The 21,433-nt window shown below is 73.7% G+C and carries 21 protein-coding genes; 14 read left to right on the forward strand and 7 right to left on the reverse strand.

Annotated elements, in window-relative coordinates; all coding sequences use genetic code 11:
• Positions 1-9: 9 nt before the first annotated feature.
• Together ACWEJ6_RS20480 and ACWEJ6_RS20485 are read right to left on the reverse strand one after the other, a co-directional pair.
• On the reverse strand, positions 10-708 hold the full coding sequence (locus tag ACWEJ6_RS20480) for a DUF2786 domain-containing protein (protein ID WP_452425332.1): 699 nt from the start codon (positions 706-708) through the stop codon (positions 10-12).
• An 11-nt stretch (positions 709-719) separates the two neighbouring features.
• Positions 720-1,955, reverse strand: a complete 1,236-nt coding sequence (locus ACWEJ6_RS20485; RefSeq protein WP_358285701.1) for a hypothetical protein — start codon at positions 1,953-1,955, stop codon at positions 720-722.
• 384 nt (positions 1,956-2,339) lie between these two features.
• Between ACWEJ6_RS20485 and ACWEJ6_RS20490 the strand changes: the two genes are divergently transcribed.
• Genes ACWEJ6_RS20490 through ACWEJ6_RS20500 form a run of 3 tightly spaced genes read left to right on the forward strand, consistent with a single transcriptional unit; the run spans position 2,340 to position 4,561 of the window.
• On the forward strand, positions 2,340-3,509 hold the full coding sequence (locus ACWEJ6_RS20490; RefSeq protein WP_352322574.1) for a cytochrome P450: 1,170 nt from the start codon (positions 2,340-2,342) through the stop codon (positions 3,507-3,509).
• A gap of 18 nt (positions 3,510-3,527) precedes the next feature.
• A complete protein-coding gene (locus tag ACWEJ6_RS20495) occupies positions 3,528-4,286 on the forward strand; it encodes an HAD family hydrolase (protein WP_387665067.1) in 759 nt (252 codons plus the stop codon).
• Positions 4,283-4,561, forward strand: coding sequence for a DUF4031 domain-containing protein (locus ACWEJ6_RS20500; RefSeq protein WP_352361368.1), 279 nt, complete (start codon positions 4,283-4,285; stop codon positions 4,559-4,561). Before ACWEJ6_RS20495 ends, ACWEJ6_RS20500 begins: the two co-directional genes overlap by 4 nt.
• Here the strand turns inward: ACWEJ6_RS20500 and ACWEJ6_RS20505 are convergent.
• Positions 4,558-5,205, reverse strand: a complete 648-nt coding sequence (locus tag ACWEJ6_RS20505) for an HD domain-containing protein (RefSeq protein ID WP_452425335.1) — start codon at positions 5,203-5,205, stop codon at positions 4,558-4,560. The genes ACWEJ6_RS20500 and ACWEJ6_RS20505 overlap by 4 nt on opposite strands.
• Positions 5,206-5,337: 132 nt before the next feature.
• Between ACWEJ6_RS20505 and ACWEJ6_RS20510 the strand changes: the two genes are divergently transcribed.
• Both ACWEJ6_RS20510 and ACWEJ6_RS20515 read left to right on the forward strand, forming a co-directional pair.
• Entirely contained in the window at positions 5,338-5,757 is a 420-nt protein-coding gene (locus ACWEJ6_RS20510) for a hypothetical protein (RefSeq protein ID WP_358285694.1), read from the forward strand.
• Positions 5,758-6,005: 248 nt separating this feature from the next.
• Entirely contained in the window at positions 6,006-7,259 is a 1,254-nt protein-coding gene (locus tag ACWEJ6_RS20515; RefSeq protein WP_452425338.1) for a hypothetical protein, read from the forward strand.
• 3 nt (positions 7,260-7,262) lie between these two features.
• Here the strand turns inward: ACWEJ6_RS20515 and ACWEJ6_RS20520 are convergent, their stop codons facing one another.
• Complete coding sequence (locus tag ACWEJ6_RS20520; protein WP_352327786.1) at positions 7,263-7,829, reverse strand: RNA polymerase sigma factor; 567 nt, start codon at positions 7,827-7,829, stop codon at positions 7,263-7,265.
• Between the two features lie 188 nt (positions 7,830-8,017).
• Between ACWEJ6_RS20520 and ACWEJ6_RS20525 the strand changes: the two genes are divergently transcribed.
• From ACWEJ6_RS20525 to ACWEJ6_RS20565, 9 genes are all read left to right on the forward strand, one after another.
• Positions 8,018-8,734 (forward strand): Crp/Fnr family transcriptional regulator, encoded by a 717-nt coding sequence (locus ACWEJ6_RS20525; RefSeq protein ID WP_352361358.1) that lies wholly within the window; start codon positions 8,018-8,020, stop codon positions 8,732-8,734.
• Positions 8,735-8,756: 22 nt separating this feature from the next.
• Positions 8,757-10,076, forward strand: coding sequence for an oxygenase MpaB family protein (locus ACWEJ6_RS20530; RefSeq protein WP_452425340.1), 1,320 nt, complete (start codon positions 8,757-8,759; stop codon positions 10,074-10,076).
• On the forward strand, positions 10,073-13,291 hold the full coding sequence (locus ACWEJ6_RS20535) for an ATP-binding protein (protein WP_452425342.1): 3,219 nt from the start codon (positions 10,073-10,075) through the stop codon (positions 13,289-13,291). Before ACWEJ6_RS20530 ends, ACWEJ6_RS20535 begins: the two co-directional genes overlap by 4 nt.
• A 61-nt stretch (positions 13,292-13,352) precedes the next feature.
• Positions 13,353-15,185, forward strand: a complete 1,833-nt coding sequence (locus tag ACWEJ6_RS20540; protein WP_452425344.1) for a glycoside hydrolase family 15 protein — start codon at positions 13,353-13,355, stop codon at positions 15,183-15,185.
• Positions 15,186-15,242: 57 nt separating this feature from the next.
• Complete coding sequence (locus ACWEJ6_RS20545) at positions 15,243-15,986, forward strand: SDR family NAD(P)-dependent oxidoreductase (protein WP_387665051.1); 744 nt, start codon at positions 15,243-15,245, stop codon at positions 15,984-15,986.
• 93 nt (positions 15,987-16,079) lie between these two features.
• Complete coding sequence (locus tag ACWEJ6_RS20550; RefSeq protein ID WP_452425346.1) at positions 16,080-16,391, forward strand: hypothetical protein; 312 nt, start codon at positions 16,080-16,082, stop codon at positions 16,389-16,391.
• Positions 16,392-16,589: 198 nt separating this feature from the next.
• Positions 16,590-17,069 (forward strand): anthrone oxygenase family protein, encoded by a 480-nt coding sequence (locus ACWEJ6_RS20555; protein ID WP_452425348.1) that lies wholly within the window; start codon positions 16,590-16,592, stop codon positions 17,067-17,069.
• A 10-nt stretch (positions 17,070-17,079) separates the two neighbouring features.
• Complete coding sequence (locus tag ACWEJ6_RS20560) at positions 17,080-17,427, forward strand: hypothetical protein (RefSeq protein WP_387665044.1); 348 nt, start codon at positions 17,080-17,082, stop codon at positions 17,425-17,427.
• Positions 17,424-18,896, forward strand: coding sequence for a multicopper oxidase family protein (locus tag ACWEJ6_RS20565; protein WP_452425350.1), 1,473 nt, complete (start codon positions 17,424-17,426; stop codon positions 18,894-18,896). Before ACWEJ6_RS20560 ends, ACWEJ6_RS20565 begins: the two co-directional genes overlap by 4 nt.
• Positions 18,897-18,920: 24 nt before the next feature.
• Here ACWEJ6_RS20565 and ACWEJ6_RS20570 read toward each other — a convergent pair whose 3' ends face one another.
• From ACWEJ6_RS20570 to ACWEJ6_RS20580, 3 genes are all read right to left on the reverse strand, one after another.
• A complete protein-coding gene (locus tag ACWEJ6_RS20570) occupies positions 18,921-19,841 on the reverse strand; it encodes an NAD-dependent epimerase/dehydratase family protein (protein ID WP_452425352.1) in 921 nt (306 codons plus the stop codon).
• Positions 19,838-20,431 carry a dihydrofolate reductase family protein gene (locus tag ACWEJ6_RS20575; RefSeq protein WP_452425354.1) on the reverse strand — a complete coding sequence of 198 codons (594 nt, stop codon included), beginning with the start codon at positions 20,429-20,431 and terminating at the stop codon, positions 19,838-19,840. Before ACWEJ6_RS20575 ends, ACWEJ6_RS20570 begins: the two co-directional genes overlap by 4 nt.
• Positions 20,432-20,634: 203 nt before the next feature.
• The gene (locus tag ACWEJ6_RS20580; RefSeq protein ID WP_387665034.1) at positions 20,635-21,420 is read right to left on the reverse strand and encodes a helix-turn-helix domain-containing protein; all 786 of its coding nucleotides are present in this window, start codon (positions 21,418-21,420) and stop codon (positions 20,635-20,637) included.
• Positions 21,421-21,433 lie beyond the last annotated feature (13 nt).

A 21,433-nucleotide genomic window follows, 5' to 3' on the forward strand; every position in this document is an offset into this window, starting at 1 on the left:
TCAGGCGGCTCAGCGGGGCAGTTCGCGGGCGGTGGCGGTGGGCATGCCGGTGCGTCCGAGGTCGGCGTGCCGGCCCGCCAGCACGCCCGCGCGGTAGCCCGTGCCGCTGGTCGTCGGGACGGACATGCGGATGCGCGGATAGTGGGCGGCCACCGCCAGGTCGACCTCGGCCCGGCGGTCGGCCAGCACCAGCGCGGTGCCCGCCCCGGCGGCCTCGGCCTCGGTCGCGGCGCGCGACTCGGCCTCGCGCAGCAGCCGGTACACCTCGTCGGTGAACCCCAGCAGCCACGAGCGCCGGTAGGCCCGCGCGGCGGCGAGCTCGCCCGGCGGCCGTACGCGGGCCAGGCCGGAGGCCATCTGCAGCAGCAGCGACGTGGCCAGCACGTCGGCGCGTTCGAGGTCGGCGGCGAAGCCGAACACGTGCACCCGCTGGCCGCCGTCGCCGCGGCCGATCAGCAGCGGACGGCAGCGGACGGCCTGGGCCACCAGGCTGACCAGGCGGGCCTTCTCCCTGGCCCACGGGGCGGGCAGGGTGACGATCCGGTCGCCGGGGGTCTGGCGGGCGCCGGGCGGCGGGAGGGTGTCGATGCCGTACTTGGCCATCAGGGCGGAGGCGGCCGCCAGGAAGGTGGCCCGCTCGTGCTCGTTGTCCGTGCGTTCGGCCTTGGCCAGGAGTTTCCTGACGCGTTCGAGCGTGCGCTCCCGCAACCGAGCTCCCCCTACTTGGCCAGCACCCGCCCGTCGTCGGCGATGGCCGGGAAGGCGCCGGTGTCGACGATGCCGTGCTGCTGGTACAGAGCCTCGATCAGGGCGTGCGCCTGCGGCTCCAGCTTCCACAGGGCACGATACTCGCGCGCGGTGGCCAGCGGGACGCCGATCTCCTGGGCGATGTCCACCGAGCGCGGCACGATGCGCTTGGCGATCTGCCGGTCCCAGAACTCGCGGGCGGCCCTGATCTGGGCGGCGCGCTGGGCGGTGTCGACGACCTGGGGGGTGGCGTCGAACACCTCGACGTCCTCGTCCTCGTCCTCGACGAGCTGGGCCAGCGCGGGCGGCAGCGCCGGGCGGGCGGGCACGGGACGATGGTCGGCCTCGGGCTCCCACGGCACGCGCGGGTCGGCGTCGATGAGCGCGGTGGTGTTGTACAGGGCGGCGATCTGGGCCAGCAGCGCCTCCTGACGCTGCTGGTCGACGGCCAGCCCGGTGTGCTCGACGGCCTGGTCCATGGCCTTGTCGAGCCTGGCCAGCGCGCCGCGCATCTTGCGCTCGGAGGCGCCGCTGTCGCGCAGCGCCTTGGCGCGCTTGGCGGCCAGGGCGACGCGGGTGAGCCGGCGGTGGGCGTCTACCTCGGAGGCGGTGCGGTCGCTGACCTCGGCCAGGCCCATGCGGACGAGCAGGCGTTCGGGGGTCAGACGCCAGTTGATGCGGCCGGTGCCGCGGATGCGGTGGCGTTCGATGGCCATGCCGCGTTCCCAGAGCCAGGCGGCGACCAGCGGGGCGGCCAGGCGGAAGACGGCCTCGGGGAGGCTGCGGGCGTCCATGCTGGACAGGACGGCGGTCAGGCAGGTCAGTGCCCAGACCGCGATGCCGTCGATGCCGGCGGAGAAGTTCTCCCGCATGTTGCGGCGGGCGCGGACGGCCGAGGTGATGATGGCGACCTCGATGAAGGCGAACAGCAGCAGCCGGAGCGGTCCGTCCAGGCCCAGCACGTCTCCGGAGAAGCGCCACATGCCCTGGGCGGACACGCCGGTGGCGATGGAGGCGGCGACGACGGTGAGCACGTCCTCGACGGGACGGGGGGCGACGTAGCGGGCGAATAACCAGGTGCCCGCGCGCCAGGCCATCCGGAGCACCAGGAACGCCAGCACGAGCCCGGCCAGGCCCAGCAGGGCGATGACGGCGGTGGCGAACGGCTTCTCGGCGACGAAGGCTGCTATTTCCTCAAATGTCGGCATCAGTCACTATCCGCGAGGCTCAACTCCAGCTTGTCTTGGGACGAGATCATCGCAGACTGTCGCCCCCTTGTACGCCAAACGCCACCGATTTCCCCTGTCTCCCACCGGTTCCTGTGACACACGCCGTACCAGAAGGGGGTTGTGGCTAGTCGGCGGCCCGCGACCCGGCGCACAATGAGGCGCATCCCGGCCTCCCGCACGGGACCACGCGGCGGGCGGCCGGACGCGCGGCCAGATGGACGATCGGGCGGGTGGCCAGGTGGGACGTGAGAGTGAGCGGCAATTTCGTCCTTTCGGAGGGCAACAGCCGCCTGTCCGGATGGGACCATCTACCGAGGGATTTATCCCAACATAGTGCGATGTATCCCAGCAGGACGGATATCCATGTCTGACTCAGAGTTCCCCTTCGTCCAGTTCATGCGCGAGGACTTCGACCCGGTCGCCGAGCTCGGCCGCATCCGGGCCGAGCACGCCGTCTTCCCCATGAAGATCCCCGGCGACCAGACCGTGCACCTGGTCACGCGCTGGGAGGACGTACGCGGTGTGCTCGGCGACCACGAGCGGTTCAGCAACGACTTCGCCGGCATCTCCGGCCTGGGCTCCAACCAGGAGGACCCCGGCGGCCTCGGCTTCCGGGACCCGCCCGAGCACACGCGGCTGCGCAAGTACCTGACCCCCGAGTTCACCATGCGCCGCCTGCGCCGGCTGGAGCCGCGGATCGAGGCGATGGTCGAGGAGCACCTGGACCGCATCGAGGCCAAGGGCCCGCCCGCGGACCTGGTCGAGGACTTCGCGCTGCCGATCCCGTCGCTGGTGGTGTGCGAGCTGCTCGGCGTCCCGTACGAGGAGCGCGCCGACTTCGTCAGGATCAGCAAGGACCGGTTCGACCTGTCGGCCGGCCCCGAGGCGTCCCTGCAGGCGATCAACGACGCGATGGCGTACCTGGTGGACCTGGTCGCCCGCGAGCGGCGCGATCCCGGCGAGGGCCTGCTCGGCCAGCTCCTGCGCGAGCACGGCGACGACCTCGACGACCGCACGCTGGCCAGCATGTCCGACGGCCTGCTCACCGGCGGCCACGACACCAGCACCAGCATGCTCGCGCTCGGCGCGCTCTGGCTCATGCGCCACCCCGAGCAGGCCGCCAAGGTGCGGGAGGTGGACGGCTACGTCAATGACGTCGTCGAGGAGCTGCTGCGCTACATGACGGTCGTGCAGGTGGCCTTCCCGCGCTTCGCCCGCGAGGACCTGGAGCTGCACGGCGTGCCGATCAAGAAGGGTGAGATGGTGCTGTGCTCGCTGACCGGCGCCAACCGCGACCCCTCGCTGGGCCCGGACATGGACGAGGTGCGTCCGGGCCGCGAGACCGCCCGCTCGCACCTGGCCTTCGGCCACGGCATCCACCGCTGCATCGGCGCGCCGCTCGCCCAGATGGAGATGCGCATCGCCTTCCCCGCCCTGCTGCGCCGCTTCCCGGACCTGCACGTCTCGGGCGAGGTGCCGTTCAGGGAGCTGGCCATCGTGTACGGGGTCAAGGAGCTACCCGTCGCCTGGTAGAGCGGTTACGTTCACAGTGTGAACGAGCCCGTCATCGATCTGGCCTCGATCCGCGCCGTGGTGTTCGACATCGACGGCGTGGTCACCGACACCGCCCGGGTGCACGCGGCCGCCTGGAAACACGTCTTCGACGCCTTCCTGCGCGGCCGCTGCGACCCGTTCGACATCCGTGACGACTACCTCCGGCACGTCGACGGCCGGCCGCGGCTCGACGGCGTGCGCACCTTCCTGGCCGCGCGCGGCCTCACCGCGCCCGAAGGCGGTCCCGAGGACGAGCCGGGTGCGCCCACCGTGCACGGGCTCGGCCTGGCCAAGGACCAGATCTTCCTCGCGCAGGTGGACAAGTACGGCGTGGCCGCCTTCCCCGCCACCGTGGCCCTGCTGCACGAGCTGCGCCACCGGGGCGCCCGCACGGCCGCCGTCTCGGCCAGCCTGCACGGCCGCCGGCTGGTCGCCGCCGCGGGCGTGGCGCACCTGTTCGACCTGGTCGTGGACGGCGGCGACGCGGCCCTGATGAACCTGCCGGGCAAGCCGGACCCCGCCCTGTTCCTGGAGGCCGTGCGCCGCCTGGCGCTGCCCGCCGGACGGGCCGCCGTGGTGGACGCGGCGCTGCCGGGCGTCCAGGCGGGCGGCAAGGGCGGATTCGGGCTGGTCGTGGCGGTCACCCGGGACGGTCCGGGCGACGCCGCCGCGCTGGCCGGGCACGGCGCGCACGTCGTGGTGCCCGATCTGGGCGAGCTGGGCGTGCGCGGCAGGGTCCTACCCTTGAGGGCGTGACGGTTCTGATCGATCCCCCCGACTGGCCGGGGCCGCGCGGCCTGATGTGGTCGCACCTGGTGAGCGACAGCTCGCTGGAGGAGCTCCACGCGTTCGCGGCCCGGCTCGGGGTGCCGGGCCGCGCCTTCGACCGGGACCACTACGACGTCCCGGAGACCGTGCACGCGCGGGCGGTGTCGCTGGGCGCCGAGCCGGTCAGCTCGCGCGAGCTGCTGCGCCGCCTGATCGCCGCCGGTCTGCGCCGCCGCAAGCGCCACGACGCCGGCGCGCCCTAGCCTCCCGCGAGGCGGGCCAGCTCGGCGGTCATGTTGGCGCGGGCGGGTTCCTCCCACAGCTCGCGGGCCCGGTCCGTGCGGTAGAGCCGCGGCGCGGCCAGCAGCCTGCGCAGCACCTGCGCGCGGCCCTGCCGGAACAGGTCGTCGGGCACGTGGGCGTACTCGCGGCGGATGTCGGCGGCGTAGGCGTCGTAGCCGGGGCGGCCCAGCACGGCCAGGTCGGCGTCGCACAGCACGGCCCCGTCGCGGTCGCCGGCGGCCACCGTGTCGTGGGCGGCGGTCAGGCGGACCAGCCGGGCGGTCGCGGCGACCCGGCCGGGCGGCACCCCGCAGCGCGGCAGGCGCGCCTGGGCGAGCTGGGCGCTGCGTTCCTCGTCCCAGCCGGGCCTGCCGTCGTAGACGGCGTCGTGGAACCAGGCGGCCAGGCGCACGGCGGCGGGGTCGGCGGCCTCCCCCGCCAGGTCGTCGACGGCGGCCAGCACGGCGGCGAGATGGGCGAGGGTGTGGTAGCGGCGGTGGGGTTCGGCCCAGCGGGCGATCAGCTCGGCGCCGGCGGCCCGCGCGGCCGGGGAGCCGCCCGCGAGCGCGAGCCACCCGGCGGCGAGCCGGGCCTTCGACGCGGGGTCCGGGCGGTCGTGGATCACGCCTCCACCGTAGTGGCCGGGGCGGTGCGTCCCGGCATTGTGTCCTTGAATACACCCGGTATTTACCCGGCTGTCCCACCGCTCTGCCTCTCCGTACGGGGACCTGGTTCCCCCCGGAAAGGAGACAGCGACATGGCGACCGGTGAGTTCCAGGTGATGAAGGTTCCGGCCGAGCAGTTGAGCGGCGTGCTGCACGGTCAGGTTGTGGACCCGGGCGCCCAGCCCACGAACGTCGTGAGATGCGGCGAGGGCTGGACCGTTGACGTGAGCTGGGAGGTCGCCGGCGAGCTGGTCGACTGGCTGGCCGGACGGTGGCATGTGGAGATCATCGCCGACCTGCTGGGAGGTGGTGAGACCCGTCATCCCTCGCCTCCCGTGGAGATGACGTTCACCCCTGGCTCGGGACGGTACACCGCGTCGGTCCCGATGCGCGGCCAGCTCGGCCCGGGCACCTATGACCTGGTGGTCAACCTCACCACGACGACGGCCGCCGGCTCCGCGGGGGCGCTCGGCGGCTTCGTCGTGATCAGCAAGATATCGGTGCAGGAGTAGCCGGCCGCCGCCCCGGGCCCCTCCCGGGGCGGCGGGCGCTCCGGCGGGGGCTCGGATCGCCCTGCAACCGCACCGCAAGTCACCCGCCCTACGCTCCGGGCGGCGGTCACGGGGAAAGCGGGACCGCCGCCCTGTATCTCACGTCACCGGACGCGCTCTGACCCGGTGAGGATCGACGGTCCCAGGGGGGACCACTGACGGGAGACCTCATGTCCGAAGTGGAACAAGCGCTTGCGCCAGGCGCTCCGATGACGGCGGACGACGTGCTGCGCATCGCCGCCTGCAAGGACAGGAACCCTGCGCTTGAGGCCATGGTCATCGCCCATGGCTACCACCGTGTCGCCGGGGACCTCGCCCAGCACCTGGGCCAGGACGCGACCAACTGGTACTGCTACGCCAAATGGACCTCCAAGGCGGTCGCCGAGAGCCTCGACCTGACTCCGGGCTCGCCCTTCCTGACCGGTTTCGGCGACCGGCTGCACGTGCCCGCCCGCCTGCGCCGCCTGTTCCGCGCCATGTTGCTGACCCTGCTCGGCCCCAGCTACCAGCTCGGGCTGGCGCTGGCCAACCGGGCGATCTTCCTGGAGACCGCGAGCCTGGCGGCCAACCTGTGGAACGGCACGCCCGACTGCTACGTCAAGGTGAGCCCGGAGTCGGAGAACACGCCGATGCCGCCGGAGTTCCTGTCCGGGCTGCTGGAGGAGGCCGACGAGCGCTACCTGCGGGACGCCGCCCTGCTGCTGCGGCAGGCGCGCGCGGCCACCGACCCCGACGAGCGGGCCGAGCTGATGTTCGGGGCCGGCGTGGCGCTGTCGGCCTACGAGCAGAAGCGCGCGCAGAAGGCTCTGGAGCTGGTGCTGTACCGGCCGGTGCGGTGGCTGACCCGGATGTCGTGGCGGTCGCTGCGCTCGCTGGTGACCCGGCGCCCCTACCCGCGCTTCCCGCTGTTCAGCGCCCGGCACGAGGACCAGCCGTGGCTGACGCGCGTGCTGGAGGCCAAGTGGTCCTCGCTGTACACCCGTCACCTGTTCGCCGTGCGCACGCCGCTCAGCGACGTCAGGGTCGGCCGGCCGCTGGCCCCGCCGCCGGGCGTGGACATGGCGCTCGCCTGGCGGCCGATCAGGAACGACAAGGTGCGCAAGCTCGCCGAGGAGTTCATCCCGGACGACGTCGAGCAGGCCACCGCCGGGGTGACCGACTGGGTGTCCTACCCCGACCGCATGCGCTTCATCGTCGGCTACTTCCGCACCTACCAGCGGGTGGGCGCGCTCTACGACCCGCCGTTCGGGCCGGAGCTCACCGCGGCCCTGGAGGCGGAGACGGCCCGCGGCACGCTGCCGGAGCCGGTCCCCGAGGCTCCGCGGGCCGACCGGCTGCTCCCCGGGACGCGGCGCAAGATGTACGCCTTCCCCGAGGTGACCGATCCCGACGCCTACGAGATGGCGCGCTTCGACTTCGAGCCCTTCCTGGAGGCGATCCCTCTTGACCGGTCAGGAAACTAGGACTCAGTCCAGGAAGTCCCTGGTGATCTCGCGGTCCTGCAGGAGCCCGCGCAGCCTGGCGAAGCAGCGGGCGCGGGTGGGGCCGATGCTGCCGACCGGCCGGCCCAGCCGGCGGGCGACGTCCACGTAGTGCGGCTCGGAGGTTTCCGTGAGTGCTCGAAACAGCACGCGCTGGGCCGCGGGCAGCTCCTCGACCAGCTCCTCCAGCGTGCCGGCCAGCCAGATCCTGGCCAGTTCCCTGTCCACGTCGTCCGTGCTGCCGAGCGTGTCGAGGTCGGGCGTGCAGATCTCCCGGGTGCGCCTGGTCAGCTTCAGGCACTCGCGGAAGGCGATCGTGGCCAGCCAGCCGGGCATGCGCTGGGGGTCCTCGACGCTCTTGAGGTTCTGCCAGGCCAGCAACCAGGTGGTCTGGAGCACGTCCTGGGCGTCCTCGTGGCCGAGCCGGAAGCGCCGGATCCTCGACCGCAGCATCGGCGTGAACTCCTCGACCAGCCGCTCCCACGCCTGGGCGTCGCCCTCCTGGGCGTCCGACACGAGGGTGGCGGTGTCGCGGCGCTCCAACGTATCCAACTGCATCATCGTCTCCCCGCCGGCCGGGGTCCTCGGGGGTCAACCTCGTTCGACCGGCCCCCCAACGGTGCTCCGGGCGGCCTTCGCGCACTGTCGCGGACGACACAGTGCGGGTGTGGCGCTCGTCACATTCGGGAGATCGCTTACCACTTACTGCCCGATCGGCGTTCGCGTCCTAAAGTTCTTCCATGAGCGCCAGCAGCGGGGCGGTTCCACACGACGTCCAGGCGGTCGCCGCCGTGCTGGCGGAGGTCCCGCTGTTCCGTGTGCTCGGACCGGCCGGGATCACCAGCACCGTGCGCGCCGGGGTGGCGCGCAGATACCGCAACGGGCAGATCATCCTGCACCAGGGCGATCCGGGCGAATCCCTGTACGTGCTGCTCGACGGCTTGGTGAAGGTCGTCTTCACCACCGAGCACGGCGACGAGATCGTGCTCAACATGCTGGGCCGGGCGGAGACCTTCGGCGAGATGGCGCTGCTGGACGACTCGCCGCGGTCGGCGTCGATCATCGCCGTGCGCCCCTGCTGGATCTTCGCGCTGCCCAGGGCGCGGCTGCTGGAGCTGATGCGGGAGCATCCCGGGCTGGCCGACGAGTTCCTGCGCATGCTCGGGCAGATGGTGCGCAGGCTCACCGGGCAGGCCGCCGACCTGGCCTTCCTCGACCTGGGCGGGCGCCTGGCCAAGCTGCTGCTGCAACTGTCGGTCAAGCGCGGCCAGACCCAGGGCCCGGTCGTGGACATGCCGGGGCTGACCCAGTCGGACCTCGCCGCGCTGATCGGCGCGTCCCGCCCGGCGGTCAACCGGGCCCTGCAGTCGCTCGCCGCCCGCGGCCTCATCGCCATGAAGGGGCGGACCATCACGTTGCTGGACGTCGAGGCGCTGCGCAAACGCGGAGGTCTCTGACCGGATCTGGAGTACGGGGAACATGAACGAGCACGACAACGGCCCCGCCGAGCGCTGGCCGGCGGAACGGTTCCGGCAGTTACGGCAGCAGGCCGACCCGGACATCGACAAGATCGTGGCCGGCTACCTGGAGACCAGGCCCGCAGGGGAGAACGCGCTGTCCCTGCTGCGCGCGGTCGTGGTGGAGCTCGGCCGGGCCAAGCGGGAGGCGCGGGCCCCCTCGGGCGAGACCGGCCCCTCGGCCATCTTCGACGCCATCGACTTCGGCAAGGACCTGCCCGAGTGGGGTGAGGACGCCGAGCTGCTGGCCCGCGGCCAGGCCGTCTTCTCCGACTACGGGCTGTACCAGTCGGTCGCGCTGTTCTGCAAGTGCCTGCCCATGGCCTACGTCGAGATCTCCAGCGCCAAGGTGCTGGCCGGCGTGTCCGACCTGGCGACGCACAGCCTCACCCGCCGGGTCGCCGAGACCGGCCAGATGCTGGTGGACGTCATGGGCCTGAAGGCCACCGACAGCCTGACGCCGGGCCGTCCGGGGCACACGACGGCGATCGGGCTGCGCATCCTGCACTCGTTCGTGCGCGCGCTGGCCACCGAGCACTTCGGCGACGACTGGGACACCGCCAGGTTCGGCCCGCCGGTCAACCAGGAACTGCTGCTGGCCACCATCTTCGACTTCTCGGTCGTCACGTGGGAGGCTCTGGAGAGCATGGGGGTGCGCCTCAGCGACGACGACAAGGCCGCCCACCTGTACACGTGGAGCGTCTTCGGCCACCTCATGGGCGTCGAGGCGTGCCGCGACCGGCCGCTCACCCTCGACGACGTGCCGCCGGTCAGCGAACGGCTCGGCCGCCTGTACGAGTCGAGCGACGAGGGCCGCAGGCTGATGGCCGTGCTGCTGGCGGAGATGGAGGAGTTCATGCACCTGGGCTGGCGCAAGCTGCCGCGCAGCCTGGTGCACTGGGTCTTCCGCGACGCCCGCTACAACGCCGCCCAGGTCCCGGCGCTGCTCGACGTGCCGCCGCCGGCGTGGTGGTTCAACGCGCTGTTCGCCGCGGCCAGGGCCGGCAACCGGTACGGCCGCCTGATGGGCCCGGTCGACGCGGTGGTGCGCTGGCTGGTGCGCCGGGCGGGCAAGCACATCGTCATCGCCATGATCGACCGCTACTCGGGCGGCCACGCCGCCTTCCAGATCCCCGAGGAGCTGGCCGCCCAGTGGCGCGTCCGGCAGTCGAAGACGGCGCGCCGCACGCGCAGGCTCCGCCACAGCGTCCGCAAGGGCGTGCGGAAGGGCGTGGGCAAGGCGGCCAGGGCCCCCGTGCGGAAGGAGGGACCACCCGCGTGAGCACCCCGCACGAGCCGGGCACGCTGACCACGGCCACCATCCTGTTCACCGACGTGGTCAGCTCCACAGCCCTGCGGATCAGGCTGGGCGAGGAACGCGCGAACGTCGTCTTCCGCCGGCTCTACCAGCTCCTGCACTCGGTGGTGACGGCCAGCGGCTCGACGTTCACCAAGAGCCTGGGCGACGGGCTGATGGCGGTGTTCGGCTCGGCCACGGCGGGGCTCGACGCGGTCATCGCCGTCGAGCAGGCCGTCGCGGCCGAGAACGAGCGGGCGCTGGAGAAGATCTCGATCAGGGCCGCGCTGGCGGCGGGCGACGTGTGCTGGGGCGACGACGACGTCAGCGGGCTGCCCACGGTCGAGGCGGCCCGGCTGGTCGCGGTGGCCGAGGGCGGCCAGGTGCTCTGCACCGACCTGGTGCGCCGGCTGGCCCAGGGCCGCAGCCGGCACGAGTTCAAGGACCTGGGCCGGCTGCCGGGCAAGGGCCTGCGGGAGCCGATGCACACCTACGAGCTCCACTGGCAGAGCGCCGACAACCAGCACGCCGGCGGGCTGGCGCCCTGGCTGGACAGCGGGCACGTGCTGCCGTTCGTCGGCCGGGACGAGGAGCTGCGGGCGCTGGAGGAGGAGCTGGGGGCGGCCGAGTTCGGCAGCGGGCTGGTGATCCTGCAGGGCGATCCTGGCGTCGGCAAGACCCGGCTGGCCTCGGTCGTGGCGCGGCGGGCGCTCAAGCGGCAGTTCACCGTGCTGGCGGGGCGGTGCACCGATCCGGCGCGGCAGGCGTACGAGCCGATCGCCGGGGCGGTCGAGCGGCTGGCCCGCACCTCGCCGGCGCTGTTGTTGCGGGCCGGGGTCGACCAGCAGTGCGGGCAGCTCGTCCGGCTGGCGCCCTCGCTGGCCGCTCCCCCGCTGTCGCTGGCCGTGCCGCCCGCCACCGAGCCGGTCTCCGAGCGTTACCACCTGATGGCCGCGGCCCGCACGCTCATCGAGCGCCTGGCCACCGTGCGGCCGGTGCTGCTGGTGATCGACGACCTGCAGTGGGCGACGCTGGAGTCGCTGCAGATGCTGCACTCCCTGATGTGGGACGCCGACTCGCTGCCGCTGCTGATCCTGGCCACCTCGCGCCCGGTGCCCGTCGAGTCCGCGATGCCCGAGCTGCACAAGCTGACCGCCGGCGGCCGCCTGGTGCAGGTCTCCTCCTTCGGCATGGACGAGGTCAGCCGGGCCCTGTCGGAGGTGCGCAGCGACGGCGACCCCGAGCTGCTGTACCGGATCACCGGCGGGAACGCGTTCCTGGTCACCGAGGTGGCCAGGGAGCTGGCGGCGGGCGCCGATCTCGACGCGCTGACCGTCCCCGACTCGGTCACCCGCATGGTCCGGGCGCGTCTGGCGCAGCTCCACCCCGACGCCCGCGACCTGGTCAGCCTGCTGGCCGTGGGCGAGCGCATGGAGTCGGCCGCGCTGCGCCTGGGCCTCGGCCTGGACGAGGCGCGCTTCGTGGCCGCCGTCGAGGAGGCCATGGGCGCGGGCCTGGTGACCATGGCCGACGGCGGCCAGTGCCAGTTCTCCCACGAGCTGACCCGTACCGCCCTGTACGCCACGCTGTCGGCCCCCCGCGCCGGGCTGCTGCACGGCCGGGTCGCCGACGCCCTGTGCCAGGCCGACCCGCAGGCCATGGAGTCGCGCCCGTACGTCGTGGCCACCCATCTGCTGGCCGCCGCCGAGCACGGCCGCGACCCGCGCCGGACGGCCGAGGCCGCCGAGGCGGGCGTGCAGGCGGCCCGCCACGCGCTGGCCGGGCTGGCCCACCGTGAGGCGGTCACCTGGTACCAGCGGGTGCTCGGCCTGCTGGCGGACTTCCCCGGCGCCTCCCCGGAACGGCGTGCCGAGCTGCTGATGGACTGCGGCCGGGCGATGTGGCTGGCCGGGCACCCGGAGGCGCGCGAGACCCTGCACCAGGCCGCGGAGCTGGCCAGGGAGTGCGGGCGCGACGACCTGATCGTGGTGGCCGCGCTCGGCGGCGACCGCGGCTTCTCCAGCATCTCCGCCGCCCCCGACCAGCGCCGCATCGCGCTGCTGACCGAGGCGCGCAAGCTGGTCGACTCGACCGACCTCAGCACCCGGGCGCTGCTGGCCGCCCTGCTCGCCTCCGAGCTGATCTGGGCGCCCGACGGCGAGCGGCGCTTCGCGCTGAGCGACGAGGCGGTGGCGCTGGCCCGCAAGTCGGGCGACCCGCGCACGCTGGCCAGCGTGCTCGGCATGCGCAGCCTGACGATCATCCCAGCCGACCCGCTGCACCAGCGCCACCGCGACGGCGACGAGATGCTGGAGGCGGCCCGCCGCACGGGCGACGACCTGGCGCTGTTCCACGCCTACGTCCAGCGCACCCCGCCGGTGCTGGACAGCGGCGACACCGCGCGCGCCGCGACGCTGCTCGACCAGGCCGACGAGCTGGCCCGCCGGCTGGCCCAGCCGCAGCTCAACTGGCTGATCGGCTACTCCAGGGCGGGCCTGACGCTCATGCAGGGCGACCTGGCCCAGGCCGAGACCGAGGCGCTGTCGGCCATGCGGCTCGGCAGTGAGATCGGCCGCCGCCTGGAGGCCGTGGCCATCTATTCCGAGCAGATCTCCGAGATCCGCCGGCTCCAGGGCCGGTTGTGGGAGCTGCGCGACCGGCTGCGCCGCGCCGCCCAGGCGCCGCGCGTCGACCCGGTGCACGCCGTGCTGCGCTACCTGTGCGAGATGGGCGACGAGGAGGCCGGGCCGCTGCTCGACCGCATCCTGGCCGACCGCGGCGGCGTGCCGCCGCGCAACATGGCCCACCGGCCCGCCCTGGACAACCTGGCCGTGGCCGCGGCGCACCTGCGCCGTCCCGAGCTCGCCGAACGGCTGTACGCGTCGCTGGCCGCCGACGGCGAGACGTTCGGCCACGGCACGGTCGCCCACCACTGCGGCCACCACTACCTGGCCCACCTGTGCGTGACGATGGGCGACCCGGCGCGGGCGAGCGAGCACTTCGAGGCCGCCGCCGAGGTGCACGAACGCAGCGGGGTGCCGCTCATGCTGGCCGAGTCGCTGCTCGACTGGGCCGACCTGCTCGACACCGCCGACGTCGGCGGCCCCCGGCCGGCCGCGCTGCGCGAGTGGTGCGCCTCCCTGCTGCCGGGCCGCGGCGCGCTCCTGCTCGACCGCCGGCTGCCCGCGCACCCCGTTTAACCTGCGGCGACATCGGGCAACCCGGCACGGGGGGCGCGATGAAGAGGTACGGGGTGCACGGATGGCCGGGGGATTTCCACCGATCGGGGCGTACGCGTTCCTGTCGGACTGTCACACGGCGGCACTGGTCGCGCCCGGCGGGGCGGTGGAGTGGATGTGCGCGCCGCGCTTCGACGGCCCGAGCGTGTTCGCGCGCATCCTCGACCGGCGGCTCGGCGGGGCGTGGGAGTTCGACGTGGCCGGCGCGCGGGTCGAGGGGCGTGGCTACGTCGAGGAGACGCTGGTGCTGCGCACCCGCTGGGTCGGCCGCGACTGCGAGGTCGTGGTGCACGACTTCTTCGCCACGTCGCCGCCGGGGACGGGCGGCAGCGGCGTGGTGCCCGTCCGGCTGCTGGTGCGGTGGGCCAGGTGCGAGCGGGGGCGGGCGGTCGTGCGCTCGCGGGTGCTGGCCAGGCCCGACTACGCCACCCGCGAGGCCCGCTGGACGCCGCGCGACGGCGTGCTGGCCGAGGAGTCCGGCCTGCTGCTGACCGGCATGGCAGGGGTGACGGAAGGGGTGGCCGACGGGCCGACGGCGCGGCCCATGGCCGAGACCACCCTCGGCGCGGGCGAGTCGTGGGCGGTCGCGCTCGACTACGCGGGTCAGGGGCACGCGCCCGTCGGCGACCCCGAGCGGCTGCTGGCCGACACCGTGCGGTCGTGGCGGTCGTGGTCGTCGCGGTCGGCCTACGACGGGGTGGGGGCGCGGCAGGTGCGGCACAGCGCGGTCGTGCTGCGCGGGCTGCTGTTCGACGAGAGCGGCGGGCTGCTCGCGGCGCCCACGACGTCGCTGCCGGAGTGGCTCGGCGGCCAGCGCAACTGGGACTACCGCTACGTGTGGCACCGCGACGCCGCGCTCATGGTGCTGGCGCTGCTGCGGCTCGGCCATCGCGAGGAGGCGGGCCGCTACCTGACGTTCCTGCTCGGCCAGTGCGCGATCCACGAGGGCGACCTGCCGCCGGTGTTCGGCGTCGGCGGCGGGCCGGTCGCCGACGAGACCGTCCTCGGCCATCTGGAGGGGTACGCGGGCTCGCGTCCGGTGCGGATCGGCAACGGCGCCGCGGGTCAGCACCAGCTCGACGGCTACGGCCACGTCCTGGACGCGGCCATGGCCTACCACGGCGTGACCGGCGAGCTGAACGGCGGCCCGGTGTTGTGGCGGCTGGTGGAGCGGGCCCGCGAGCGGTGGCGGGAGCCGGACGCCGGCATCTGGGAGGTGCGCGGCGGCGAACGTCACTGGACCTACTCCAAGCTGTACGCCTGGGTCTGCTTCGACCGCGCGGTCCGGCTGGCGGAGGCGACCGGCGAGCCCGGCCTGCCCGTGGCGCAGTGGCGGGCCGAGCGCGCGGCCGTCCGCGCCGAGCTGCTGGAGCGCGGTTACAACGCCGACGTCGGCGCCTTCACCCAGTCCTACGGGTCCGACCAGGCCGACGGCTCGCTGCTGCGGCTGCCGCTGCTCGGCTTCCTGGACGGCGACGACCCCCGCGTGCTCGGCACCCTCGACCACATCCAGGCCCGCCTGGGCGAGGGCGGCGCGCTCGTGCACCGCTACGACCCCGAGACCACCCGCGACGGCGTGGACGGGCCGGAGGGGGCGTTCCTGATGTGCTCGTTCGAGATGGTCTCGGCGCTGGTGCTGGCCGGTCGGACGGCCGAGGCCCGCGACCGGTTCGAGACGCTGTGCGCGCGGGCCGAGCCGCTCGGGCTGTTCGCCGAGGAGATGACCGGCGACGGGCACATGGCGGGGAACTACCCGCAGGCGTTCACGCATCTGGCGCTGATCGAGGCGGCGCTCAACCTCGACGCCTCCGGCACCGTCGACGCCCTGCACGACTGGGCCGAACACGGCGGCTGACCCGGCGCCTCCGGGGCCCGCGGAACCCTTCGGCGGGCGGCTGCTAGGGTGCGGCGGGTGAGCGGTCGCGCGGTACTCGTCACGGGAGCGTCCAGGGGCATCGGCAGGGCGGTGGCGATCGCGTTCGCCGCCCAGGGTGACCGGGTCGCGGTCCACCATCGCGACTCGGCGCGGGCGGCCGAGGGCGTGCTCGGCGAGCTGGCCGGTTCCGGGCACGTCGTCGTCCAGGCCGATCTGGCCGACCCCGAGGGCGTGCGGCGCATGGCCGACGAGGCGGCGGGGGCGCTGGGCGGGCTCGACGTCCTGGTCAACAACGCGGGCGTCTACCATCTCCACCCCATCGCCACGACGTCGTACGAGGAGTGGCAGGCCGCCTGGCGCCAGGCGTTCGAGGTGAACCTGATGGGCCCGGCCAACCTGGCCTGGTGCGCCCTGCGCCACATGCGCGCCGGCGGCCGCATCGTGAACGTCAGCTCCCGCGGCGCCTTCCGCGGCGAGCCCGACGCCCCCGGCTACGGGGCCAGCAAGGCGGGCCTGAACGCGATGAGCCAGTCGCTGGCCGTGGCCCTCGCCCCGCACGGCATCGCGGTCGCCGCCGTGGCCCCCGGCTTCGTGGCGACGGACATGACCACCGAGCACCTCAAACCGCCCGCGGGGGACGCGATCCGCGCGCAGAGCCCGTTCGGCCGGGTCGGGGAGGCGGACGAGATCGCCGCCGCCGTGCTCTACCTGGCCTCGCCGGCGGCCGAATGGGCCAGCGGCACCGTCCTCGACCTCAACGGCGCCTCCTACCTTCGTTAACGCCCGGAAATATCGGAAACCCCCCATTTTTCGGCCTGGCCGGGTAGCTTGCCGCACGGAGATTCCCGAAGACCGAGAGGACGACCGGTTTCGATGAAAACGCGCAAGCACATCGCACGGCTCATCGTCGGCGCGGGCACGCTGGCGGCGGTGCTCGCCGTGAGCAGCGGGGTGGCCCAGGCCGCCGGACCGTACCCGTACGCGGGGGCGGACGACGTCGGCCGCCGGCTGACGGTGTGCGCGGACGACCTGATGGTCCGCGACTTCGTCGGCACCCTCCACCGGGGCCAGAGCTTCACCGTCAAGGGCTTCGACGGCGCCTACAAGGAATGGGTGTACGGCTTCGCCTACGGCAACGTCAACGCCAACGGCTGGGTCGAGAACGGCTGGTTCTGCGACGCCTGACGGCCCCGCGTACACCTCGGCCCGTGACCAGGAACGCCCTGGTCACGGGCCTTTTTACGGCGCCGGTGGTACGGCGCGGTAGCGCGGCACTACATCCGTCGTCGTAGACGCGGCCGGCATTTGATCCCGCTGGGGTAGCGGCAGATGAGTCCGCCGGTGGGACGCCACGGAGCCCCGGCCGGACGACGATTACCAGACATGAGAACCCGAGTCAGGTACCTCCAGGGCGCCGCGCTGCTGGCGACCGGGCTGCTCGCGGGCGCGTTCGGATACGGCGCCGCCAACGTGGTGCCCACGTTCGGCGCCGTGCCGCTGGACGTGCGCCTGACCTTCCACACCACGATGATGAAGGTCAACGAGCCGGTCATGCAGAGCGCGATGGCCCTGGCCATCCTGACCACCCTCGGGCTGGCGCTCGCCGCTCGCGACTTGCCGCGCCGGCTGGCTTCCGGCGCCGCCGCGCTGGCGGTGGCCTCGCTGCTGATCACCGTGTTCGGCAACGTCCCGCTGCACGCGCGGTTCCGCGAGTGGGCCGCCGGCTCCGTGCCGGCCGGCCACGCGGAGGTCTTCCAGCGGTGGGAGCTGTTCCACACCCTGCGCACCCTGACCGCGCTGGCCGCCTTCGTGCTGGTCGTCGTCGCCGCGGTCACCGCCCGTCCCTCGACCTCGTCCCGTTAGGAGAACCGTCATGTTCCTGCGTATCGCGCTCGCCGCGCAGACCGTCGCCCTGCTGCTGCAGGCCGTCACCGCCGGGCTGCTGCTCAGCTCGCCGGGCGGCCGGGCCGCCCACAGCGCCACGGCGATGGCCGTCGCGGCCACCGTGCTGCTGTACCTGGTCGCCGCGGTGATGACCAAGCAGCGGGCGGCCATCCTGGCCGCCGTCGGCATGCTGGTGGCGACGCTGGTCCAGATGGCGCTGGGCATGGCGCACGTGAAGGGCGTGCACGTGCCGCTCGGCGTGCTGATGTTCGGTGGCAGCATGGTGCAGACCGCGCGGGTCTGGTCCGCCGGCCGCCTCCGGACGACGTCGGCATGACCGGCATGACCGGCATGACCAGGCGGCAGGCGCTGCGGCTGCTCGGCGTGGGCGCGGCGCTGGGCGTCTCGGGCTGCTCGCTGCTGACCCGCACCCCGCTGCCCCAGCTGATGACCAGCCAGGCGCCGCTGCCCGCGCCGTACGCCGTGCCGCTCCCGCGGCCCGCGGTGGCCAGACCGGCCAGGACGGACGCGGGCGCCGACTACTACGAACTCCTCCAGCGCCCGGCCGAGGTGGAGATCCTGCCGGGCCTGCGCACCCCGGTCTGGGGGTACGACGGGCAGTTCCCCGGCCCCACCATCCGGGCGCGTTCCGGCCGCCGGACCGTCGTGCGCGTCGGCAACCGGCTGCCCGCCCCGACGGTCACCCACCTGCACGGCGGGCACACCCCGCCCGAGTCCGACGGCTTCCCCACCGACCTGGTGCAGCCGGGCGCGCACCGCGACCACGTCTTCCCGCTGGAGCAGCGCGCGGCCACGCTGTGGTACCACGACCACCGCATGGACTACACCGGGCCGCAGGTCTGGCGCGGCCTGGCCGGCTTCTTCATCGTGGACGACGACGAGCAGGACCGGCTGCCGCTCCCGTCGGGCGATCGGGACGTGCCGCTGCTGATCTGCGACCGCGCCTTCCAGGCCGACGGGACGATGCCCTACCCCGGCAGGCAGGACGGCCCCGGCGCCCGCGAGGCGTTCATGGGCGGCGTGCTGGGGGACGTCATCCTGGTCAACGGCGCGCCCTGGCCGCAGCTGGGCGTGGACCGCGCCCGTCACCGGCTGCGGCTGCTCAACGCCTCCAACGCCCGCACGTACGAGCTGGCCCTGTCGCCCGGCGGCACCCTGACCCAGATCGGCAGCGACGGCGGCCTGCTGGCGGCGCCGCGTCCGCTCCAGCGGATCCGGCTGGCGCCCGGGGAACGCGCGGACGTGATCGTGGACTTCGCCGCCTACCGGGTCGGCGACCACGTCGAGCTGCGCAACCTGCTCGGGGAAGGGCCGCAGGCCCGGGTGATGCGGTTCACCGTCGAGCGCGACGCCCGCGACGACTCGGCGATCCCCAAGGTCCTGTCCACCGTCGAACGCCTCGACCCGGCCTCGGCCGCGGTGACCCGCGACTTCGAGTTCAGCAGCGGCGACCTGCGCGGCCACACCGGCTGGCTGATCAACGGCAAGCCCTTCGACGTGCGCCGCGTCGATGCCCGGCCCAAGCTCGGCCAGGTCGAGATCTGGCGGGTGACCAGCGACGTCGCCCACCCCGTGCACCTGCACCTGGCGCCCTTCCAGGTGCTCTCGGTCGGCGGCGAACGGCCGGACGGCCCGCCGGAGTGGAAGGACACCGTCGAGCTGCGGGAGGCGCAGACCGTGGAGATCATCACCCGCTTCACCGGCTACCGAGGCCGGTACGTCCTGCACTGCCACAACCTCGAACACGAGGACATGGCCATGATGAGCACCTTCGAGGTGGTCTGACCCCGGGCCGCTCGCCCGGTCGTGCTAGCGGGGGTTGCGGGCGCGCCAGGCGACGTAGTCGGCGACCGCCGCGGCCAGGTCGAAGGCCGGCTCGAAGCCGGTGTCGCGGGTGAGCCGGGCGATGTCGAGGCAGGGGTCGTCCCCGTCAGGGCCGGACCGTCCGGGCAGGAGGCCGGGCCGGGAGCCGGGGACGGCCGCCCGTACGGCGTCGGCCAGGTCGCGGTTGGTGAACGGCCGGCCGCTGGAGACGTTGTAGACGGTGTGCGGCAGGGCTCGCGCGGTCATCAGCAGGGCGATCGCGCGCCCGGCGTCGGGCGCGTAGCAGGTGTCGCCGCCGTCGCCGGCGTGCAGCGGCGGCGGCCGCTCGCCCCGCAGGGCGGCGCCGACGTACGGCGGGATGTGGTTGAACGGCGACTCCGGGTCCATCAGCGGCCCCCACACGCTGCCGATCCTGAGCACGACCGGCTGGACCCCGCTGCCCTGGAGGCCGTGCGTGGTCAGGGGCTCGGCGGCCTTCTTGAGGGCGACGATCGGGTGCGGCAGGTCCGCGGCGGGCAGCGGCAGCTCCTCGTGCCACCGGGTCTCCGGCCGCCCGGCGTAGACGCCCAGGCTGCTCGCGACGGCGAACCTGCGCACGCCCCTGGCCCGCGCCACCTCCAGCGCGTTGAGCAGGCCGGTGGTGTCGGCGCGGAAGAAGTCCACCGGGTCCGCGCCCGGGATGCCGCCGGCCAGGTGGACGATGTCGCCGACGTCGTGGCGGGCGGCCAGGGCCAGGAAGGCGTCCCGGTCGGTGACGTCCAGCGGCTCCACGGCGACCCGGCCGGCCAGGAACGAGGGGACCTCGGCCCGGCGGTGCGCGGTGACGACGACCCGGCGTCCGAGGTCGGCGAGCGCGCGGGCGGTGTGCACGCCGATCATGCCGAGCCCTCCGGTGACGAGGATCATCGGGCCACCTCGTAGCGCAGGTGGGTCACGCCCGGCGCGGGCACGGCCTCGACCAGGCGCAGGCGTACGTGCTCCGGCAGCTCACCGAAGAACGGGCGGCCGCCGCCGAGCAGGACGGGCACCTGGTGCAGGACCACCTCGTCGACCAGGCCCGCCCGCAGCGCCTCGGTGACCACGCCGCCGCCCATGAGGCCGACGTCCTTGCCGCCGGCGGCCTGGCGGGCGGCGGCGATCGCGTCGTGGACGCCGGTGGTGACCAGCGTCTGGCGGCCGGTGATCTCCGGCGCCGGGCGGTGGCTGAGGACGACCAGGCGGGCGCCCGGGTGGGGGCTGCCGCCGCCGAAGTGGTCGGAGTCGTCGTAGGTGCGGCGTCCGGCGACGATCGCGCCGACGCGGGCGGCCAGGGCGTCGAAGAGCCGGGCGCTGGGCGCGCTCAGCTTGAACCCGTCGAAGACCTGGCTGGGGGTGTCGCCGTCGAAGTACCAGTCGAACAGCATGGACGCGTCGCCGAGGCCGCGCCCGGCGCCGGGGTCGCGGCCGGTGATGAAGCCGTCGACCGACACCGCGTGGGCGCAGATGACCTTGCTCATCGGAGTGTTCCCTTCCGGAGTGCTCAGGCTTCGAGGCCCCTTCTCTCCGGGAGGGTCCGAAGGGGGCACGAAGTCGCCGTCGCCGGAAAGTCTCCGCCGCGCCGCCGTCCGACCGGCAGATGCGGAAGTGGACGATCGGCGATGACGAACGTCATCGCCGATCGGGGGCACCCGGTCCGTACCGGGAGAACCCGCCCACGCGGTCACTCCCCCGCCAGCACCTCCGCGCCGAACTTCACGAAATAGGCGGCGGTCTCGGCGTCGGCCGGGTAGTACGACTCGATCGAGATCTCGTCCAGCGTGATGTCCATCGGGGTGCCGAACGTGGTGGTGGTCGAGAACAGCCGCAGTTCGGCGTCGCCGAACCGGAAGATCATCGGGACGGTGACCTCCGACTCGGCCGACCGGCCCGCCTCCTCCAAGCCCGGCGCGAGCAGCTCCTCGTAGATCGCCTGCAGCTCGGCGTCGGGGGCGACGGCGAGCTGGCGTGAGATCCGGGCCCGGAGCACCGCGCGCACCTCGGGCAGGTTGACGATCCGGGGTGCGAGCCCGCCGCGCTCCAGCCCCAGCCGGACGATGTTGACCGGCGCGCGCCGCAGGTCGGGCGCGACGTCCACGAGGAACGGGTCGATGGCCCGGTTGCTCATCACGATGTTCCACCGGCGGTCGAGGACGACCGCCGGGTACGGCTCGTGGGCGCGCAGCACCCGCGCGATCGCCTCCCCGGCCGTCGACAGCGCGTCCCCGGTGAGCGGCCGCTCGGCGTACCGGGGGGCGAAGCCGGCGGCGAGCAGCAGCCGGTTGCGCTCCCGCAGCGGTACGTCCAGCCGGCCGGCCAGCCGCAGGATCATCTCGGCGCTCGGGTTGGACTTACCGGTCTCGACCAGGCTCACGTGCCGGGCCGAGACGCCGGCGGCGAGCGCGAGATCGAGCTGGCTGAGCCGCCTTCGGTGCCGCCATTGCCGCAACATGTCCCCGACAGTCCGCATGGCCGCCGAGACT

The organism is Nonomuraea sp. NPDC004702 (assembly GCF_053601695.1).

What these genes read in the sequence shown, in the direction of transcription:
- ACWEJ6_RS20570 (WP_452425352.1), bottom strand. Translation starts at nt 19,841, where the DNA reads ATGATCCTCGTCACCGGAGGGCTCGGCATGATCGGCGTGCACACCGCC.
- ACWEJ6_RS20530 (WP_452425340.1), top strand. Translation starts at nt 8,757, where the DNA reads ATGAACGAGCACGACAACGGCCCCGCCGAGCGCTGGCCGGCGGAACGG.
- ACWEJ6_RS20575 (WP_452425354.1), bottom strand. Translation starts at nt 20,431, where the DNA reads ATGAGCAAGGTCATCTGCGCCCACGCGGTGTCGGTCGACGGCTTCATC.
- ACWEJ6_RS20485 (WP_358285701.1), bottom strand. Translation starts at nt 1,955, where the DNA reads ATGCCGACATTTGAGGAAATAGCAGCCTTCGTCGCCGAGAAGCCGTTC.
- ACWEJ6_RS20580 (WP_387665034.1), bottom strand. Translation starts at nt 21,420, where the DNA reads ATGCGGACTGTCGGGGACATGTTGCGGCAATGGCGGCACCGAAGGCGG.
- ACWEJ6_RS20555 (WP_452425348.1), top strand. Translation starts at nt 16,590, where the DNA reads ATGAGAACCCGAGTCAGGTACCTCCAGGGCGCCGCGCTGCTGGCGACC.
- ACWEJ6_RS20490 (WP_352322574.1), top strand. Translation starts at nt 2,340, where the DNA reads ATGTCTGACTCAGAGTTCCCCTTCGTCCAGTTCATGCGCGAGGACTTC.
- ACWEJ6_RS20540 (WP_452425344.1), top strand. Translation starts at nt 13,353, where the DNA reads ATGGCCGGGGGATTTCCACCGATCGGGGCGTACGCGTTCCTGTCGGAC.
- ACWEJ6_RS20510 (WP_358285694.1), top strand. Translation starts at nt 5,338, where the DNA reads ATGGCGACCGGTGAGTTCCAGGTGATGAAGGTTCCGGCCGAGCAGTTG.
- ACWEJ6_RS20515 (WP_452425338.1), top strand. Translation starts at nt 6,006, where the DNA reads ATGACGGCGGACGACGTGCTGCGCATCGCCGCCTGCAAGGACAGGAAC.
- ACWEJ6_RS20550 (WP_452425346.1), top strand. Translation starts at nt 16,080, where the DNA reads ATGAAAACGCGCAAGCACATCGCACGGCTCATCGTCGGCGCGGGCACG.
- ACWEJ6_RS20565 (WP_452425350.1), top strand. Translation starts at nt 17,424, where the DNA reads ATGACCGGCATGACCGGCATGACCAGGCGGCAGGCGCTGCGGCTGCTC.
- ACWEJ6_RS20560 (WP_387665044.1), top strand. Translation starts at nt 17,080, where the DNA reads ATGTTCCTGCGTATCGCGCTCGCCGCGCAGACCGTCGCCCTGCTGCTG.
- ACWEJ6_RS20525 (WP_352361358.1), top strand. Translation starts at nt 8,018, where the DNA reads ATGAGCGCCAGCAGCGGGGCGGTTCCACACGACGTCCAGGCGGTCGCC.